This window comes from Porphyromonas crevioricanis, from assembly GCF_900167225.1.
GTDB lineage: Bacteria > Bacteroidota > Bacteroidia > Bacteroidales > Porphyromonadaceae > Porphyromonas > Porphyromonas crevioricanis.
This window is the reverse complement of the sequence record NZ_FUXH01000013.1, coordinates 1-17,449: the sequence shown is the minus strand read 5'-3', so window position 1 is coordinate 17,449 and position 17,449 is coordinate 1. Positions and strand designations below refer to the sequence as shown.

The window sequence follows — 17,449 nt, the reverse complement described above, 5'->3', positions numbered from 1 at the left end:
TATTACAACACTACCATTTGCTCAATATCTCCTGCTTCTTGGCCTCATAGTCTGCCTGCGAGATAATATCCTCATCCAACAAGAGTTTGAGTTTTCGCAGTTTTTCGTCTGTTGTGGTGTTAGGCGCAGATAAGTGGCTATCGGTCTGCTCATTAAACTTCTTCCCTATCTCCATCCCAACACCCAATTGCAATCCGGCTCCAGCCAAACCGCCTTCATTCCGAGCGGCATCACGCAAAGCACGCAACTTCTCCAGCTCCACATAGCTCAACCCAGCCTGTTCGGCTGCTTTGACATCGGCAGAGACATCTGCTACCCGACTGATCCGCTCCTGTGTTTGCTCATCGAACTGTGTACCCTCAACTCGAAAATCGGTGAGTTGCAATCCAAGCTGCGTATATTCCTCATTGATTTTTGCTGCAACCTCAAGAGACATATCATGGATGTGCCCATCAATCTCGATGAATGAATACTTCTTCTCGTGAATGACACTTGCGATAAGTTGCAAGATACGCTCTGTGATAGTCTCACTAATCTCCTCCGTCGGGACTCCGTCTCGAGTACCGATAATTTCCGTGAAAAAGAACTTGGGATTGGATATTCGATATGAGAAATTGCCATTTAAGCCCAATTCCACAGGGATCTTATACTCTCTATCAACAAACTTGATCGGAGAAGCAGTGCCCCAAGACTGATTAAGTACTTGAGCCCGGCGGTAGAAATAGATCGCTAACTTATGCTCACTCTCAAAGTTCTGTCTAAGTTTTGACAGGGTTGTAATAAAGGGGTGGTTATCCGTTTCGAGGTTGAAAATACCATCTTCCTCGATTATATCGGCAATCTGTCCCTCATACACCAAGACACAACCTTGCCCGGGAGCAACAATCAGTTTACTCGCATTTATAATCTCGTCGCGTTTGTGCGGGAATTTATACCAAAGTATTCCGGGCTCTCCTGCCCATTGGATGACTTTGGAAAGTTGATTGTTGAAGATGTTCAAAAGACTCATAGCTACTTCTCAGTTCTTATGGTATTCACTTTTGTGCTAAATCTGATCAAAATCCCATTTGAAATATTTGCACGTTTTATTTTTTGTATTGACCAGCCACGACTCCTTATGGGATGTAAAGAGGAAACCGTCTTTCACTTCGACAAAATGGCCATATTCCCAATAGGGTATATTGGACGGTATTGTCCACAAAACCTCTGCTGTTTTGCTGTCGAGCAACTGCACAATAGGGTCTCCCGAAAGAACCGTTCTGAATGAGATCAGCACATGATCATCATTACAGGCCATGACCCGTCCCCATAAATAATGCCGATCCGGAGTAAAATCCTGATATGAAATCAATCGAGCTTTCTTTTCCCCATAATCGCTCAAAAGCCCTTTCTGATAGGTTGTAAAGGTAGTCTTGTTGTAATTGTATAGCTTTTTCCATTCAAAGCAGGGCTTTTCGAATGGATACCCCATGCGATGCCAATAGTAATATTTGAGCAATTGTATCCTCTCATCCGGATACTCTCTGGAAGCCGTCGAGAATCGAAATCCCAGTCGTTTCTTTGCATCAGGAGGCACCTGTCTGAATACATCGCCAATGTTGTCTGTTGGGTAAACCTGATTGATAAGAGGATAATAACAGAACCTCTTGCCCAAATTATTTAACACATGCAAAGCATCACCATATCTATCATAAAAGTTGATTTCATGGACACCCACAGCCAGTTCGGGCAGATTCAGTTTTTCAAAAATAATCTCTTCGAGCTCGTACGTAGAGAGATTCAACTTGAAAAGCCTGCTTTCGTTTATGATGGCATAAACATCTCCGTTTTCAAATGATACAATCTCGGCATCAGACAAATCTTCTTTTTCCAACCCCTTTATCGGACGAATCAGGATTTCCTTCTTGTTATCAGCCCGATAAATACCAAAGCTCGGCTGACGTTCTCCCTCTGAGGTCCTATCGGCGACAAGCAAAATCATTCCTTCCCCTTGATCATTAGCAAACCCGCCAAATCCTTCGACAAGGCTCCAGAATGGACCAATCTTTTCAGATCTAAAGGAAGAATGAGAGTAGGATCCCCAAAAACCAGGTGAAAAGACGAAAACAGAAACGACCATTAGCATGACAATCAATGCGAAAAAAATAATTCTCTTTCTGAGCTTTACATCATCCAGAGAATTCAAAGGACCACTTAGAGGATGCTCATATTTATGGTGGATGACAATATCATCGGAGTCAATAAAAAACTCCGCACGACAACTCTCGCAGCGATAATAATCCTCACGCAGCTCTTTCGCCTTTGTACTGCCACATTGTGGGCATTTTATTGCTTTTATCTTCTTAGCCATCTTGCTGAAGTATTCCGTACAAACATACAAAAAACTCTATTCTCCAATATTTTACAAAACAATGCAGACACAAACAATATGAAATATATTTAACTCAGAAATCTGTACAAAATGAAAGCAAAGGATGTAGAATGTGTAGCACAGCACCTGACTTCGTTTACTGATGCCGTCATTTACTCCACCATCAAATTTGAGTCGATTTTTGACCAGAGCAGGTATCTCCTTGAAATAAATGGAGGATCTTCTCTAATCAAATATCGGATATAAACATCACTCAAGAATATGTTTATTTGTTTATTTTTGCTTCATTTCATTTCTCTTACAATGACCTTTTTAGGCTCAAAATGAGACTCCTTTTGCCATGTTTTTTATCCCATTTCTGATTCCCTCAGATTCTATTTTTCTATAACACGGGAGAGAACAAAAATTCTCTCCTGAGAAAAATTTTATTCTCTCCTGTGTTAGCAAAAATTCTCTCAGGAGAGAAATTCGACCCTCTCAGAATGCCGATGAATAGGGCATTCTGGAAAGCAGATTAGAAACGCCTCGAGGGGAGGAAATCTGCTCCAGATATTTGGGTTCTTTTTCGTCTATTTTTCTCACTTAGAACAGAGATGAAAATTTACAAAAGCACAACAATTCAGTCAATGGAAGGACAAAGGATGATATGCTCCCTTTGAAACCATTGCATGGAGCAATACCCATTGCATTATTATCGACATTTAGGTTTGTCCATGCACCCCAAATACACTTCTTTCGTTCTATGTATCAACATTTTACGGTTACTACACCCCACTAAGTTCGGACAAAAAACCGTTAAAATAGCCTTTAGAGAGCTTGTTCAATGCTCTACTTACTATTTTTCCCTCGCCTATTGCTTTTTTGATAAACATCTCTACCTTTGCTGTATCCCATAAATAATACAGTGGGTATACAACTTAGAATGAAAGGGTTTAATAGGTTCTCAACCAACAGAATATCAAACGCATAGTGCGATGCTAATAAATTCGTTTTTCTTATGAAGAAGATTTACTACCTAATCTGTGTTCTGACGGCTCTCATCCTGTCACACAGTACAGTTTCGTTTGCTCAGAGTACGGACAACTCTCAAGTCCGTATTAGTGGTACAATTACAGATAGTTTGGATCAAAAGCCAATTGCTTTTGCCACCGTGGCCATTTCTATTCGTATCGGAGAGATCGAGGAACAATACGGGCAGGTGGCGGACAATGAGGGATACTTCCGCATCGCCCTACCCTATGCGACAAACTACAAAATAGAATGCTCCTATGTAGGAAAGAAATTCAACCCGATAAATATCAGCCCCAAAGAGGGCGAAAAAGAGATCAAATTGGGGAAGCTGTTCATGACCGATGACGAGTCTACCCAATTAAATGAGTTGCAGGTGGTGAGTGCGCGCCCTTTGGTGAAAATGGAGATCGACCGACTGTCTTATGCAATGAAAGAAGACAGGGAAGCTCCGACAAAGAGTTTACTTGATATGCTGCGCAAGGTACCTCTGGTAACGGTGGATGGCCAAGGGAATATTCAAGTCAAAGGGTCAAGTAACTTCCGGATCTTCTTCAATGGCAAGCCTTCTCCCATGTTCGATCAGGATCCTAAAAATATATTACGCTCTATACCTGCTGCTACGATCAGAAAAGTAGAGGTCATAACGGAGCCGGGAGTAAAATATGAGGCGGAAGGGATCAATGCTATTATCAACATTGTAACTGACGAGGCTACCGGTGACGGCCTGATGGGTTCGGTTTCGGCTTACACCGGCTACCCTGCTTTCGGAGCCGCCACAGTATACTTGGCCATGAAAAAGGGGAAATGGGGTCTGTCAAGCAATTTTACACTGAACAAAGGGACTGCCGAATCAAGGAACAATCTTAGTCAGATCAACAAACGAAATGATACACGCAATGAAATACGCTATCGGACAGATGATATTGTATTCTCCTCTGTATATGGCAATGCACTGTTGTCTTTCGAGCTGGACTCTCTGAACCTACTGACTGCAAATTTGGCTCTTCGCCCAAACAAAACGACTTTCACTACCAATGGGGAAAACAGATTCTTACACAAGGAGAATTTGCTAAAAGAATACAAATTCCAAAATAGAGATGAGAGTTCCGGAGGGAACATACAAGCCGGATTGGACTACCAACACAGTACACTTATCCCCAACGAATTACTTACACTGAGCTATCGAGCATCCTACAGCCCAAGGTCCTCTTTCTCTCGAAACACATTTTACAAACAATCTGCGAGTGGTCTCGACTCCATAAAAAAGGGCAATACGGATGCAGGGCTATGGGAACATACGGCACAGATAGACTATGTACGTCCGTTCTTGTCGAGACATATGGTAGAAGTAGGTGCAAAATTCATACACCGCTATGCCTTCTCCAACCCCACACATAAGTATTTCGACCAAGCTGCCGGAGAATGGCGTCCCTTGATGCCCAAACCCGGAGAAGAAATGAACTTCACAGATTTTCTCCACTACTACAACATCTGGGCAGGATATGCAGCCTATACCTACAAAAGAGATCGTTGGTCGGCAAAAGCCGGAGCCAGACTGGAGGGAGGTCAACTGCACATCGAATACAAAGATCTACCTCAAGCCAACTACAAGGACAATTTCTTTGACTGGATACCGGAAGTCAACTTCGACTATAAGCCCTCGGATAGCCAACAAATCAAGTTGGCTTACAACTTCCACATCAAACGCCCTCATATTACACAGCTCAATCCCTACGTAAAGGAGACAGCCTACGTACACGAGCAGGGCAATCCAAATCTCGACCCAGCCCGTAATCATACAGGGACATTGTCTTATTCCTACACACATCCTGTGATCACGGCGATGCTTTCGGCAAGTTATCTCTATACGGAGAATATAATAGAGGAGAGGTATGCTCCTCATCCTCATCTACCCGGAGTGCTATTGAAATCTTATGGGAATTTTGGACGATCCTATGGGCCCAGCTTTTCTTCTCATCTATTCTTTATGCCCTTCACTTTTATTCGCTTCTCCCTTGATGCCTCAGCGGCCTATACGACTTGGGATGCCAAACAACTCGATCTGAAAGCCTCGGATTGGTCTTATAACGGCTCTCTCTACACTCAAATCATGATGCCCAAAGATTGGAGTGCCAGCTACTACTTTGGACTGTATAACGCGGGTAGAAGTTTGCAATCCGTATCGAAAACGATGTTCTACGATGCTATTTCTATCACCAAAACCTTCCTATTGGGGCGACTCAATGTTTCTTTAGGAATATCCAATCCATGGACAAAAGAGTCGCTTTTCGAATCCATCACAGATACAAAGGATATGAAATTGATCTCCGAAAACTATAATGTTAATCGTTACATACACTTCAATATCTCTTATCGATTTGGCAGCCTTTCCTCTCAAGTGAAAAAGACTACCCGAAGCATAGTGAATGATGATTTGGGAACAGGCAAAGACAATCAAAACAAAGGAGGAATACAGGCCGGTATGTAAGCCACAAAAATTCCAATTCCCTTAAGCTTGCTTACCTTTGTGATAGCAATTATTTCATGTATCAATCAAAAAGAATCGCCGTATGAAGATCAAACAAATTCTGCTTATCGCAGTTTGCCTGTTCTCTGTCTCGGTACTGGCTCAAGCACAGCAATTCAAAACTGTGAAAAAGACAGATGCCCGAGGCTACATTTACGAGGAGGTGCAGGGAGACCCTACCCACTCTCGAATGTACACCTTGAAAAATGGGCTGAAAGTTTACTTGAGCAGGAATACCGAATCCCCTCGGATCCAAACTCTCATTCCTGTGCGCACCGGATCTAACAACGACCCGAGCGACAATACTGGCTTGGCCCACTATCTGGAACACATGATGTTTAAGGGTACTTCCAAAATGGGAGCTCTGAACTGGGAAAAAGAAAAAGTAGAGCTGGCCAAAATTTCAGACCTCTATGAGGCACACAAGGCCACAAAAGACCCGGAAAAGCGCAAGCATCTCTACCGCCAGATTGACTCTATCTCACAAATCGCAGCTCAATATGTAGCAGCCAACGAGTACGATCGTCTTACCACTTCATTGGGAGCCACGGGTACCAATGCCTACACTTGGGTGGAACAAACAGTGTATGTAAACAACATCCCTTCCAACCAACTCGACCGCTGGTTGCAAATCGAAAGCGAACGATTCGGAGAGTTGGTACTGAGACTTTTCCACACCGAACTCGAGGCCGTGTACGAAGAGTTCAACATGGGTCAAGACAATATCAACAGACGTATCAACAAGACCCAGGGAGAAGCCCTCTTCCCCACACACCCATATGGACAGCAGACAACCATCGGCACCTCCGAACACCTCAAATCTCCATCCATGGTTGCCATACACAACTATTTCAATACTTACTATGTGCCAAACAACTATGCGGTGATATTGGTCGGAGATCTGGAGTACGATGAAACTATCGCCATGGTAGACAAGTACTTCGGCAACAAAAAAGCCAAACCTGTCCCTCAAAAAACATTCCCCAGAGAAAAGCCGATAGAAAAGCCGGTTGTTCGCGAGCTATACAGCAAGGATGCGGAAAATATATACCTGACCTATCGTTTTGACGGAGGCACGGGCAGCAAAGATGATATATACATATCCCTTATAGATATGTTACTGACCAATGGTAAGGCAGGCTTGATAGACCTGTCTCTAAATCAGGGTCAAAAAGTCTTTATGGCCGGATGTTCTCCTCTCATCCTAAAAGAGTACAGCCTGCACAGCTTCTATGGTATCCCGAAAGAGGGTCAAACACTCGAGCAAGTAAAAGAGCTTCTTTTGGAGCAAATAGAAAGGATTAAGAAAGGGGATTTCCCCGACTGGCTTTTGGAGGCTGTAGTGAATGATTTGGAGCTTAGTGAAATCGCCTCCCTCAAAAATGCCGGTAGCATAGCCGAGGTGCTCTGCGCTTCCTTCATACAAGAGCGTCCGTGGAGCGAACGAGTATCACGTATCAGTGAGATGCGCAAGGTAACAAAAGCTGACATCGTAGCCTTTGCCAATAAACACTATGGCAATAACTACGTGGAAATACTGAAGCGTCAGGGTGAGAACGAAGACCTTATACGTGTAGAAAAGCCGGCTATCACTCCTCTTGAGATAGACCGAAGCGTAATTTCGGAGTTCGGTACCAAGATCTTGTCTGAAGAGGCTCCTCGGATCAAACCTCTCTTTGTCGACTATCAGAAAGAAATCAAAAAGGAATCGGTGAAGGGTCATGAGATCGACTATATCATAAACCCGGATAACGACCTCTTCCATCTCTACTTTATTTTCGATATGGGAAGCAGCAATGATAAGAAAGTAGAGTTGGCAACCTCTTATCTAAATTTCCTGGGAACAGACAAACTCAGTCCAGAAGAAGTAAAGCAAGAGTTCTACAAGCTTGGTATCGACTATAGTGTAAGTACCGGTCAAGATCGCACTTATTTGATGCTCTCCGGTTTGGGCCGCAATATGGGAAAAGGAGTAAAGCTATTCGAGGAACTGCTCGCCAATGTAAAGCCTGACAGCAAAGCCCTGCAGGAAATGATTGCTCTCACCCTGAAAGATCGTAAAGAGGAAAAGAATGACAAGAATCGGATCTTCAATGCCGCAACTGCTTATGCCATGTTTGGAGAGGTTTCTGCCAGACGAGACATCCTCTCTCGAGAAGAGCTTATGGCTATACAGCCGGAAGAACTTACAGCCATTATCAAGGATCTGACAAACTACAAACACCGTATATTCTACTACGGCAACAGGTTGTCCGAAGCCAAGAATGCTCTCAGTGCTTATCATCACTTTGGGCAAAAAGAATATCCTACTCCTGTCATCTACAAAGAACAGCCGACTGGGGGCAAAGTGTACTATACCGACTACGATATGGTACAAGCTCAAATCAACATGATCCGCAGAGTAAAAGTCTATGATCCGAGAGAAGAGGCTTTGGCGTTGATGTTCAATGCTTATTTCGGTGGTGGCATGTCTTCTATTGTTTTCCAAGAGATCCGTGAGGCCAAGAGTTTGGCATACTCGGCCTATGCATTCTACTCTCGTGCGAAAAAGAAGGAGGGGTATAATCACGTGATCGCATTCATCGGTACACAATCCAACAAACTCACCGATGCATTCCACGCCATGCAAGGCCTGGTACAGGATATGCCTCAGAGCGAAAAGAGTTTTGAAGCAGCTAAAAATTATGTACTGCAGGAGATAGAATCTCAGCGTATCACCAAGGACAATATATTCTGGTCTTACGAAGGGCTCAAACGCAAAGGGATCCATCAAAACAATGCGCGCGAGATCTACGAGGAAGTCAAAAAGATCACGATGCAAGACTTGCTCACCTTCTTCAACGAAACAATCAAGGGTAACGATTATACTTTTGTTCTCATCGGTAGAGAAAGTGACTTGCCTTTGGATCTGATGCGTCAGCTCGGTACTGTAGAAAAGCTCGATATAGACTATATCTTCAACAATAAGGAATAAGTTCGCAAGAGCTAATCCCCATTGCACAATAAAAGAGGGTGTGCCACACTTTGGATGGCACACCCTCTTTTTAGATTATTGGGAAATAATTTGATAAAGGGAAACGAGACTTTCTCTTATTCTCAAATATAGCTGTCTGCTAAAATTGTCAAATGCGATCTAAAACCATATCAATCAGATTTTCCAAACTGCTCTTGTAGTCAGTATTCATCTTCTCATTCTTACGACCGGCAATGATACAGCAGACAGTCATTCCTCGGTGCCCCATCAGTGCAGCCAATCCTGCCAACGAAGAGCTCTCCATCTCGAAGTTGGTAATACGTTTACCATCGTAATCAAATGCCTGTATCTTTTTATTCAGTTCGCTGTCTTTCAGTTCTATGCGTAATTTTCGGCCCTGTGGTCCGTAGAAACCATTGGCAGCAATTGTAACTCCACGCAAGACATCGTCTTGGCATATTTGGTCTACCAATCCCTCATCGGAAGATACGACATAAGGCTTGAGACCATCCAGCTGCCAATCCAGCTGACGAAGAAGCTCTTTCTCAAAAGCCAAATCTCTTATTTGCTCGGTATTCCCATAGAAATACATCACCCCATCGAACCCAATACTTTTGCTTGCAGCTACATAAGTCCCAATCGTTGTATTGTCTTGCAGTCCACCGGATGTACCTACTCTCACCAACGTCAGCTGGCGAAAAGAATCCTTGACCTCTCTGGTCTGGAAATCTATATTAGCCAGTGCATCCAACTCATTGAGCACAATATCGATGTTGTCCGTCCCTATCCCGTGACTAAGCACTGTGATGCGCTTGCCCTTGTAGGTCCCGGTGATAGTATGAAACTCTCTACTGGAAACATTACACTCTATGCTATCAAAGCGTTTGGCCACCATATCTACACGAGCTGGATCCCCCACCAGAAAGACTTTATCAGCAAGCTGTTCTGGTTTGATGTGTAAATGAAATACGGACCCATCCGAATTGATGATCAGTTCAGATGCCGGAATAATTCTCTTTGTCATGGTCTATTCTCTATTTATTGGTTAATTGACTTTGTTTATATCAGAATAGGATTTCTTCGCATCATTCTCCTCCTTTTCGGGACAATTCTGCTGCAAGACAATCCTGTTTCAGTTGCGCTATTTCTCGTCGAAGAGATAATTCTTGCTCCTCAAAGGAATAGATACGATCCCTCAGTCCTACCCTTCGGTTAGGGTTTTGTCGATATACTGACCTCATTCGCCCCAGTTCTTTCAACACAAGCTCAAGCTTATCTTTTCGGTCAAGCATCTGTCGATATAGTTCGGCTCCTTTGGAGCTGCGAAAATCAGTCCAATATCTGTACCTGCGACCTTCCACCAAGAGATTAACTTCCTCGACATGAGCATCGGCAGTGTCCACAGTACGAGACTTGAGTTTCTCAGTATAGTCAGTACCGATCTCTTGCGTTGCTGCAATGCATCGGAGTGTGGCTTGAGTTCTTTTTCGGTCCAAATCATCAGTTGGGAGCTGAGTATTTATGTCATCAAGCAAGAAAGTATATATACAGACCCAACCTTGTGGTTGGTAACGGTCGGAAGCAAAGTAGCCTACTCCACGGCCTTCATCATAGACAAGCAGATAATCATTGTAAATGGAATTATAAGGCATACCAAGAAGAGTAGGATCAAGGAACAACTCACCGGAAGCATTGCGCCGAGTCATATATATATCCATACCACCCAAACCTCGCTCATTATCCTCTCTGCAGAAAAATAGAGTCGAACCATCTTGTTTCATCCCGGGGTAGTTTTCCGTACCTGTTTTATTGAGGTTTTCTTGTGATCGGACTTCTTCCCATCGAGAACCTATTTTCCTCAATTCGACCAATTCGGTACCTCCTCTCCCTGCTCTGCGGGCTCCGGCTACAGCTCTTTGGTTACGAGCATCTATATGAGCTGTGATGTAACGGTCAGTCCCATTCATATCAGCCCCAGACAAGATCCGACCGGCTTCAGGAGACAATCTACTATAAGCATTGATCAATTCTCTGGCAGGAATCACCAAGCTATCTATCACCTCTACTCTGGCGACCTGCTCCATCATAGCGGCTGCCCGATCTATTTTGTCAAGAAAATGCAACGCATCCTCTGTCGGCTTCTTCTGTTTCTTCAAGAATGCAATGTAGGCATCCTCTTCCTGTCTGGCCTCTGAGAAGAAGTAAGAATGGAAATAGGCTTGAGCAAGTATCCGATGAAGTTCGGGTTCTCGTTTGGCAGCAGTCCGTAGCTCAGTCACAGCTCTCTGGTACTCTTTGTGCTCTATCAAGGCTTGGCCATAGCGAAGTGCATAGGTCCGTTTGCGAGGATTCTTCCGATACAACTCAGCTATTGCCTCCAAAGAAGAAGTTTCACTGTTTTGTGCAACAAGTTTGTACCCACTCTCTGTACTTCCAAATAGAAAGATCATCAAGAGCAAATAGCGCAATGACAATATCGATGAAAGACGAATAAAACCTATATCTCTTGTCATGTATTCTTTTTTGGCTTTTGTAATACCTCCGATAAAGGTAATCCAAAAGCCAGAGGGCTACAAGGCTGCACATCTTACAGCTGTCTCTCACCCATATGTTCAAAGGAAAAGAACAAGGAGATTATTCAAGGCTTATAATCGAATCAATCATAGGCAAGATCTCCAACAAATTCGTAAAAAGGCTGCATAAAATGCCTCTTAAGAGATTCCCTGTCCAACTCTTAATAGGGGCCTATCTAATCCCTCAGTATGTCTTGAATTGGCTTGGGGCTACAATCCAGCAAGAAGTTTTTAAGCACACTGTCATTATTCATAGATCTCATAAATATCGTTTGATTGACTTCTATCAATCAAAGGGTTTCGACCTGACCGATTTCATCCATGGAGAAGAGAATGGATAAGGAGTAATACTTCGCAGAGGAGAGAAAAGCGTAATTTTGAGTGTTAAATAAAAATACTTACCTTGCAGTGTTGTTTCCTGTGTATGAGGAGCTTTAGGTATAATCTTAATGCTCCATGTTGTGGGAAATTCACTTAAAAACTACTCTAACCTAACTAAATTTTGTAGAGCTATGGCATTTAGATCAACTCTCAACTTAGGCGGAAAGGAATACGATGTTCTTGAATGCAAGTATTCGCTTCGCCGCGATGTAGACTCCAAAGGGCGTCCTGCATCCAACATCTATGGTGGGCGTATTCGTGTTCGTGTAGAATCGACTGCTGATACCACGATTTTGGAGCACATGGTGAATCAATTCAAGCCATTTAACGGTAGCATTGTTTTCAAGAAAGGAGATGAGGAAGCCAAGATGAAAGAATTGTCTTTCGAGAATGCTTACATCATCGAATTCGAAGAAGGCATCGACATCGTAGGTGAGAACCCCATGTCTTTGGCTATAACCATTTCAGCACAAACCATCAAGATCGGTGGAGCACAGTACGAGGAGAACTGGCCGACCAATTGATCTCCTAAGACGGATTCAAAACGGGTGTCGTTCCCTTGTCCGGGCCGGCGCCCGTTTTTGGAAAAAAAAGAAACTGGATTCCAACCATAATACAGACTATTCCATGGGCATACTGAACTACGAAATTGGCGGTAACGAAGTAAAAATAGATGCTTCGGAAGCCATTGCCGACATTCCAGAAAATCGAACTCTTCTGATAGAAAAATTGACAGCGGATGATCCTATCAATCCTGAAACAGTGGAAGGACTGACAACCATCGAGGAAGTTTTTGCGGCTTTCCAGCCGAACGTCGATGTTGAATTTGAAAACGCTGAGGGAGAACCTGTGAAAGAAAATTTCCGCTTCAATAGTACTGCAGATTTCCAAGTCAAGAACATGACAGCGGGAAGTCGCTTCCTGAACAACTTGTCAATCAAAAAAGATTTCTACAGCAAATTGGTGAAGCAACTTCGTTCGAACAAGGTGCTTCAGCGGGCATTGGAGAGTCCGGAAAGCCGACAAGCTCTCATCGATGCCTTATCAGAATTAAAGAAAGAACTTCAAGAAACATCATCCGCACAATAACCCCCTACATAAGCAATGGCAGATAAAGAACTGAAGCAACAGACAGAACAGGCCACATCCTTACAGCCTGAATTCCGGGAAAAACTCGCAGAAAAGTTCTCCAAGCAATCTTTGGATACCGCCTTGGCCGGGTTGTCGCGATTCGGAGGGTTCAGTTTTTTGGAATCAGCTATCGATGGAATCCAAAACCTGAATCCGGAACGCAAAGCTCGTAAGAAAATGTTCCTGCTTGAGGAACAGAAAGAAGGAGAACGTAAGGATTTGGCAGAAAAGATAGACCTTTGGCTCGAACTCCTCTCGGGCAATAAGGATGTAGCCCAAATGGTGGAAGAATGCCAAGGCAAGGCCTCTACCGTATCCGAATTACTCTCGAAAAATCAGCTAACAGCGGTGGAAGCGGTCAAGGATTTGGAGCGTTCATACCGTGCTGTACAGCTATTCTATAAGAATACAGAATCGGATAAACTCACGAACATAACTATCGTCAATGCTACTCCAGAACAGCTAACCGATTTGGATAATTCCCGCTTTATCGATTTTGTCGCCGACGAGCTGAAACAGAACTATGACCGTCTAGACTTGCGGAACAACTATTCCCTGCTTGTCATACCTGGCTACCTTGGATCAAACAAGGTAGTGGAGAAGTGGGCCAAAATAGCAAATAACAACAAGGTCATGTTATTTACAGATTTTGCAGACCTCGAAAAACCTGACGATGTTGTGGACATGTTCTTTAGCTCAAATCTATCGGGAGGTGACACTTTCAAGTGTAATACAGTTATGTGTTGCAATTGGCTGGTAGGACGTGGGGCCTATAAAGAAATAGGAGAGACAGACGATCTGCACGTTTCTCCGGCATCTGCACTTGCGGGAAAAGTCTATTACACTCTCATGTCTCAGGTGACGGCCGGCAAGAAACATGGAGGTCTGAACGAAGTCGATGCAGTTGCATTCCCTCTGAAAAAAAGCGAAATCTCTCAGCTCGATTCCATGGGCTTGGTACCTATGGTTAATGAATACGGTAAGGTCATGGCCTTCTCGGCCAAGACCCTCTTTAATGGAGACAATCTTGGCCTACAAACCTACTCGGTAGTTCGAGTTTTCGACTACATCACCAAAGTGCTATTCGATTTCCTGAATCGTCGCTCTTTCGAGAATTGGAGTGGGAAAACTGAGCGTGATCTGCGCAGTCAGATCGTAAAGTTCCTGGACAATATACAGGGGCCCGATCGTCTGATAGAGCGTTCAAAGATTGTGCGGTTAGAAAGGGATCCATACCAAAAGGACCGCATTTATCTGGATATCCATATCACGCCATATTTCCCTGCCAAGAGCTTTGTTATCAAGCTGGATGGGACTAAGGGAGATGACGAAGCCAGCTGGAACAGCGAATATGAACAGGAGAAATAATACTTCTCCTGTTATGTTCGGCCAAACTTAACAGAACAAAAAAAGAAACTATCATGGGAGCAGGAACGAACTTGAATGCGGTAAAAACGAAGATACGTCTTGACGGAGAGGAGATTCTTTTTGAATCCTTAATTCTCGATCAGACAATGAACTCTTGCCACCGGTTCGAAATAATCAGAGAATATCCTACACACAATCAGCTCTGGAAAGAAACTCCCGAAAAACTGATCGGGGCGGTCGGTGCGCGAGTACTGATCCGCTTCGATCATATTGTATCTGGTCAGTTCTATGAATTTTCCGGTTGGGTCACGGATATTCGTATTGATACAGGGGAAGAGTCTGCAGACAGAGGTGTACATCTACGCTCCAGCAGGATGCGAATCATAGGAAGGGGCGATGTAGTCAGTTTAGATGGAGCTCCTACAATGAACTCTTTCATCGACCAACAACTTTCGGGCATTGTCTCTGAAGTGACAAGAGACACCTACTTCAAAGTGGAATGTAATCCGCGATACAAAGGCATACTACCCTATGCCATGCAATACAGAGAAAGTAACTTCGAGTTTCTCAATCGTCTCTCTCGTATCTATGGAGAACTATTCTATTACGATGGTAGGACGCTATTTTTTGGAACACCGAAAAGTGCAGACTCCGAAAAACTCTTCTTTGACAAGGATTTACTAAATCTACGAACAGGAGCATCAGCCAGACCTCGAAAATATGCCCATTACGACTATGCTGCTGAAGAAGACAAATTCCTGCGCTTCCAAGCCGATGATCAAATCCCCGGTGGAAATCCATTGATCGACGACGTAGTCAATCGGGCTGATCGACTCTTCCCTGAGAAAGGAGTCATCCCCTCCAACTCGCCCGTCTACACGGAATTCAATTTACAGGATTTGGTCGAAGAACGTAAAGCCGATGCCGTCGGCAGGATGTTATATATTGAAGCAGAAACGCAAACTTGTCGTATCACCTTGGGTTCTGTGGTGGATATACTCTTCCCTGAAGCAATGGATGTTCCTGCTTTGGGCAAATACCGCATAACAGCCATCCAGCATTATGTCAGCACAGGGGGTAAGAACTATTCAAACCGTTTCTTAGCCTCACCTGCACTGATTGATTGTGTGCCGGAAGCATACTCCAGAGAAGTGAAAGCCTACCCAGAGATGGCCATCGTTTCGGATAATAAAGACCCAAAGAATCACGGCCGAGTAAAGGTACAATTCGACTGGCAGAAGCCCAAAGGACTTTCCACAAACTGGCTGCGTGTACAGACTCCCGATGCCGGCAGTAGCAAAAAAGTAACTACCAACAGGGGATTTGTGGCTATTCCAGAGGTAGGAGATCAAGTGATGGTAGGATTCGAGTATGGTGACCCACACCGCCCGTTCGTTATGGGAAGTCTCTTTCATGGGAAAAGTGGTATTGGAGGAGGTGTTGATAATAAGATCAAAAGTCTTTCCACTCGAAGTGGAAATCGCTTAGAGTTGAATGATGAAGATGGATCTATATTACTGGCCGATCCCGATAGTGTAAAAATGCGTTTTGATGGGAAAGGGAATGCTACTACTAACGCAAACATTTCCCATTCCATCAATGCCGGAAACAAAAGCTCCATTAATGTCGGAGCAACAAAAGAACAGCCCGCTCAGGCTGTTATATCTGCTGATGCAGAAGGTAATATCCTGATTGACGGGAAAACGAAAATAACAATCCAAGTCGGAAAGAACAGGATTGAAATCTCGAAAGATGGTATCATCACAACTGCTGCGGATGGGAGTATCGAAACACTTGCACAGACAGGGTCAGTGTCAATAGAAAGCGCATCTGCCGAGGCTTCGCTCAAGGGTTCTTCGAAGACAAAAGTCGGCGGAGGAGAAAAAACATATGTTTCGGGAGGGAAAGTAGAGATTAACTCTTGAGTAAATGAGCAACACGATGAAAAGACTGTATCCCGATGCGTATAAAACGATCGAGACTTACCGAATGGAGGCTTTGCAGCGCGTTGTCCTCGGCGGATTACCCAATGAAAACAGGGTAAGGTCAGAAATAAAAAAGATCCTCACGGACACAGCTAAAAACCGTTTTGTCTACCGCATCGAGATATCGGGGTGGGAACAGAGCAATATGGACGGAATCCGCAGGGCAGAGGCCTCGACTGTTATGCTTTGGGATGGGGTTCTGATAGAAACGGATAATACCGGTGCTATTATTCGTATCATCAATCAGAATGAAATTGCCGAAAAATGGTACAGAATGCGTCCGCAGGTTGAAAAGAACCTGACTTTTCTCGAAAATAAGGCCGAAGTATTGGCAAGCATTGATAATTTATGCATAGCTCCTGAAGAGCTGAAAACGGTTTTTGAAGAGAGCGATATGGGCACATTGCTTTTCCCTCCGATGTATAACTGTCTTGAAAAACCGGGAGACTCCATAGAACAGCACAAATCATATCACGATTTTTTCGGGAAGGTATCATTGCCTATACGGATCATTACCACCCTGAAAAGATGGGACATTCTGAAAGATAAGGTAACTATTATCAGAGAAGGACAGCTTGATGAACCGATTTTCGACCATCGGGAAATGGCACGCCATTTTAAAGTATTGGCCGATGACTTGAGCATCAAGGCAGGGAAACCCATACTAAGATATGTAGAAACGTTTGATCTTGACGGCTATCGATGGATAACGCATAGTGGACTGGTTTTTTCCGTTGAAATCCCCAACCTTTTCCATTACGAGAAAATTCTTCGTTTAACTCATTTGCCCAAGGGGGAGTAATCTATGGCTGGAAAGAAATATGTCCCTGAAGGAATCTGGCTGGTTTGTGACAAAGGAGTAAAGCCTTCGCAGTTGCGAAGCCTCTCTTACCGAGAAACGGTCATTATGGGCGAGCATATGTGCACTCGGATGGACAAGGTATTGGCAGTCAATTTCGATCCGTTCGGTGCCTGTGCCTGCTGCAATGGGTCGCCTTGTACAGCTCCCGTTATAGACTGGGTCAATGTAACAGAGAAGATTCGCCTGGGAGGGAATCCTCTTCTACTCGAAAATAGTGAGTTACTCTGTTCGCTGGGTGGTCGGATTAGGATTTTCTATACTCTGAC

At 43.9% G+C, this 17,449-nt stretch carries 13 protein-coding genes; 9 read left to right on the top strand and 4 right to left on the bottom strand.

Annotated elements, in window-relative coordinates; translation table 11 throughout:
- Positions 1 to 10: 10 nt before the first annotated feature.
- Both B5D48_RS07185 and B5D48_RS07180 read right to left on the bottom strand, forming a co-directional pair.
- Positions 11 to 1,009 (bottom strand): SPFH domain-containing protein, encoded by a 999-nt coding sequence (locus B5D48_RS07185; protein ID WP_023936981.1) that lies wholly within the window; start codon positions 1,007 to 1,009, stop codon positions 11 to 13.
- Positions 1,010 to 1,045: 36 nt separating this feature from the next.
- Positions 1,046 to 2,350 carry a hypothetical protein gene (locus B5D48_RS07180; protein WP_042120207.1) on the bottom strand — a complete coding sequence of 435 codons (1,305 nt, stop codon included), beginning with the start codon at positions 2,348 to 2,350 and terminating at the stop codon, positions 1,046 to 1,048.
- Positions 2,351 to 3,368: 1,018 nt separating this feature from the next.
- Here B5D48_RS07180 and B5D48_RS07175 point away from each other — a divergent pair.
- Both B5D48_RS07175 and B5D48_RS07170 read left to right on the top strand, forming a co-directional pair.
- A complete protein-coding gene (locus tag B5D48_RS07175) occupies positions 3,369 to 5,870 on the top strand; it encodes a TonB-dependent receptor (RefSeq protein WP_023936976.1) in 2,502 nt (833 codons plus the stop codon).
- An 82-nt stretch (positions 5,871 to 5,952) separates the two neighbouring features.
- Positions 5,953 to 8,883: a M16 family metallopeptidase gene (locus B5D48_RS07170; RefSeq protein ID WP_023936974.1), complete on the top strand. Its 2,931-nt coding sequence runs from the start codon at positions 5,953 to 5,955 to the stop codon at positions 8,881 to 8,883.
- A gap of 148 nt (positions 8,884 to 9,031) precedes the next feature.
- On the opposite strand, the gene B5D48_RS07165 is transcribed toward B5D48_RS07170, so the two are convergent.
- Complete coding sequence (locus tag B5D48_RS07165; RefSeq protein ID WP_023936972.1) at positions 9,032 to 9,907, bottom strand: nucleoside phosphorylase; 876 nt, start codon at positions 9,905 to 9,907, stop codon at positions 9,032 to 9,034.
- A 61-nt stretch (positions 9,908 to 9,968) separates the two neighbouring features.
- On the bottom strand, positions 9,969 to 11,396 hold the full coding sequence (locus B5D48_RS07160) for a tetratricopeptide repeat protein (RefSeq protein WP_023936971.1): 1,428 nt from the start codon (positions 11,394 to 11,396) through the stop codon (positions 9,969 to 9,971).
- A 191-nt stretch (positions 11,397 to 11,587) separates the two neighbouring features.
- On the opposite strand from B5D48_RS07160, the gene B5D48_RS07150 reads away from it, so the two are divergent.
- The 7 genes from B5D48_RS07150 to B5D48_RS07120 form a co-directional block, all read left to right on the top strand.
- The gene (locus tag B5D48_RS07150) at positions 11,588 to 11,797 is read left to right on the top strand and encodes a hypothetical protein (protein WP_023936968.1); all 210 of its coding nucleotides are present in this window, start codon (positions 11,588 to 11,590) and stop codon (positions 11,795 to 11,797) included.
- 171 nt (positions 11,798 to 11,968) lie between these two features.
- Positions 11,969 to 12,361 carry a type VI secretion system tube protein TssD gene (tssD, locus tag B5D48_RS07145; RefSeq protein ID WP_023936966.1) on the top strand — a complete coding sequence of 131 codons (393 nt, stop codon included), beginning with the start codon at positions 11,969 to 11,971 and terminating at the stop codon, positions 12,359 to 12,361.
- A 103-nt stretch (positions 12,362 to 12,464) separates the two neighbouring features.
- The gene (locus B5D48_RS07140; protein ID WP_023936964.1) at positions 12,465 to 12,926 is read left to right on the top strand and encodes a hypothetical protein; all 462 of its coding nucleotides are present in this window, start codon (positions 12,465 to 12,467) and stop codon (positions 12,924 to 12,926) included.
- 15 nt (positions 12,927 to 12,941) lie between these two features.
- Positions 12,942 to 14,336 (top strand): DUF5458 family protein, encoded by a 1,395-nt coding sequence (locus B5D48_RS07135; RefSeq protein ID WP_023936962.1) that lies wholly within the window; start codon positions 12,942 to 12,944, stop codon positions 14,334 to 14,336.
- Positions 14,337 to 14,389: 53 nt separating this feature from the next.
- Positions 14,390 to 16,261 (top strand): phage baseplate assembly protein V, encoded by a 1,872-nt coding sequence (locus B5D48_RS07130; RefSeq protein ID WP_023936960.1) that lies wholly within the window; start codon positions 14,390 to 14,392, stop codon positions 16,259 to 16,261.
- Between the two features lie 16 nt (positions 16,262 to 16,277).
- The gene (locus B5D48_RS07125) at positions 16,278 to 17,123 is read left to right on the top strand and encodes a hypothetical protein (RefSeq protein WP_023936959.1); all 846 of its coding nucleotides are present in this window, start codon (positions 16,278 to 16,280) and stop codon (positions 17,121 to 17,123) included.
- Positions 17,124 to 17,126: 3 nt separating this feature from the next.
- The coding region (locus B5D48_RS07120) for a PAAR-like protein (RefSeq protein WP_078801708.1) at positions 17,127 to 17,449 on the top strand (323 nt) is incomplete at its 3' end.

What these genes read in the sequence shown, in the direction of transcription:
- B5D48_RS07185 (WP_023936981.1), bottom strand. Translation starts at nt 1,009, where the DNA reads ATGAGTCTTTTGAACATCTTCAACAATCAACTTTCCAAAGTCATCCAA.
- B5D48_RS07180 (WP_042120207.1), bottom strand. Translation starts at nt 2,350, where the DNA reads ATGGCTAAGAAGATAAAAGCAATAAAATGCCCACAATGTGGCAGTACA.
- B5D48_RS07175 (WP_023936976.1), top strand. Translation starts at nt 3,369, where the DNA reads ATGAAGAAGATTTACTACCTAATCTGTGTTCTGACGGCTCTCATCCTG.
- B5D48_RS07170 (WP_023936974.1), top strand. Translation starts at nt 5,953, where the DNA reads ATGAAGATCAAACAAATTCTGCTTATCGCAGTTTGCCTGTTCTCTGTC.
- B5D48_RS07165 (WP_023936972.1), bottom strand. Translation starts at nt 9,907, where the DNA reads ATGACAAAGAGAATTATTCCGGCATCTGAACTGATCATCAATTCGGAT.
- B5D48_RS07160 (WP_023936971.1), bottom strand. Translation starts at nt 11,396, where the DNA reads ATGACAAGAGATATAGGTTTTATTCGTCTTTCATCGATATTGTCATTG.
- B5D48_RS07150 (WP_023936968.1), top strand. Translation starts at nt 11,588, where the DNA reads ATGCCTCTTAAGAGATTCCCTGTCCAACTCTTAATAGGGGCCTATCTA.
- tssD (WP_023936966.1), top strand. Translation starts at nt 11,969, where the DNA reads ATGGCATTTAGATCAACTCTCAACTTAGGCGGAAAGGAATACGATGTT.
- B5D48_RS07140 (WP_023936964.1), top strand. Translation starts at nt 12,465, where the DNA reads ATGGGCATACTGAACTACGAAATTGGCGGTAACGAAGTAAAAATAGAT.
- B5D48_RS07135 (WP_023936962.1), top strand. Translation starts at nt 12,942, where the DNA reads ATGGCAGATAAAGAACTGAAGCAACAGACAGAACAGGCCACATCCTTA.
- B5D48_RS07130 (WP_023936960.1), top strand. Translation starts at nt 14,390, where the DNA reads ATGGGAGCAGGAACGAACTTGAATGCGGTAAAAACGAAGATACGTCTT.
- B5D48_RS07125 (WP_023936959.1), top strand. Translation starts at nt 16,278, where the DNA reads ATGAAAAGACTGTATCCCGATGCGTATAAAACGATCGAGACTTACCGA.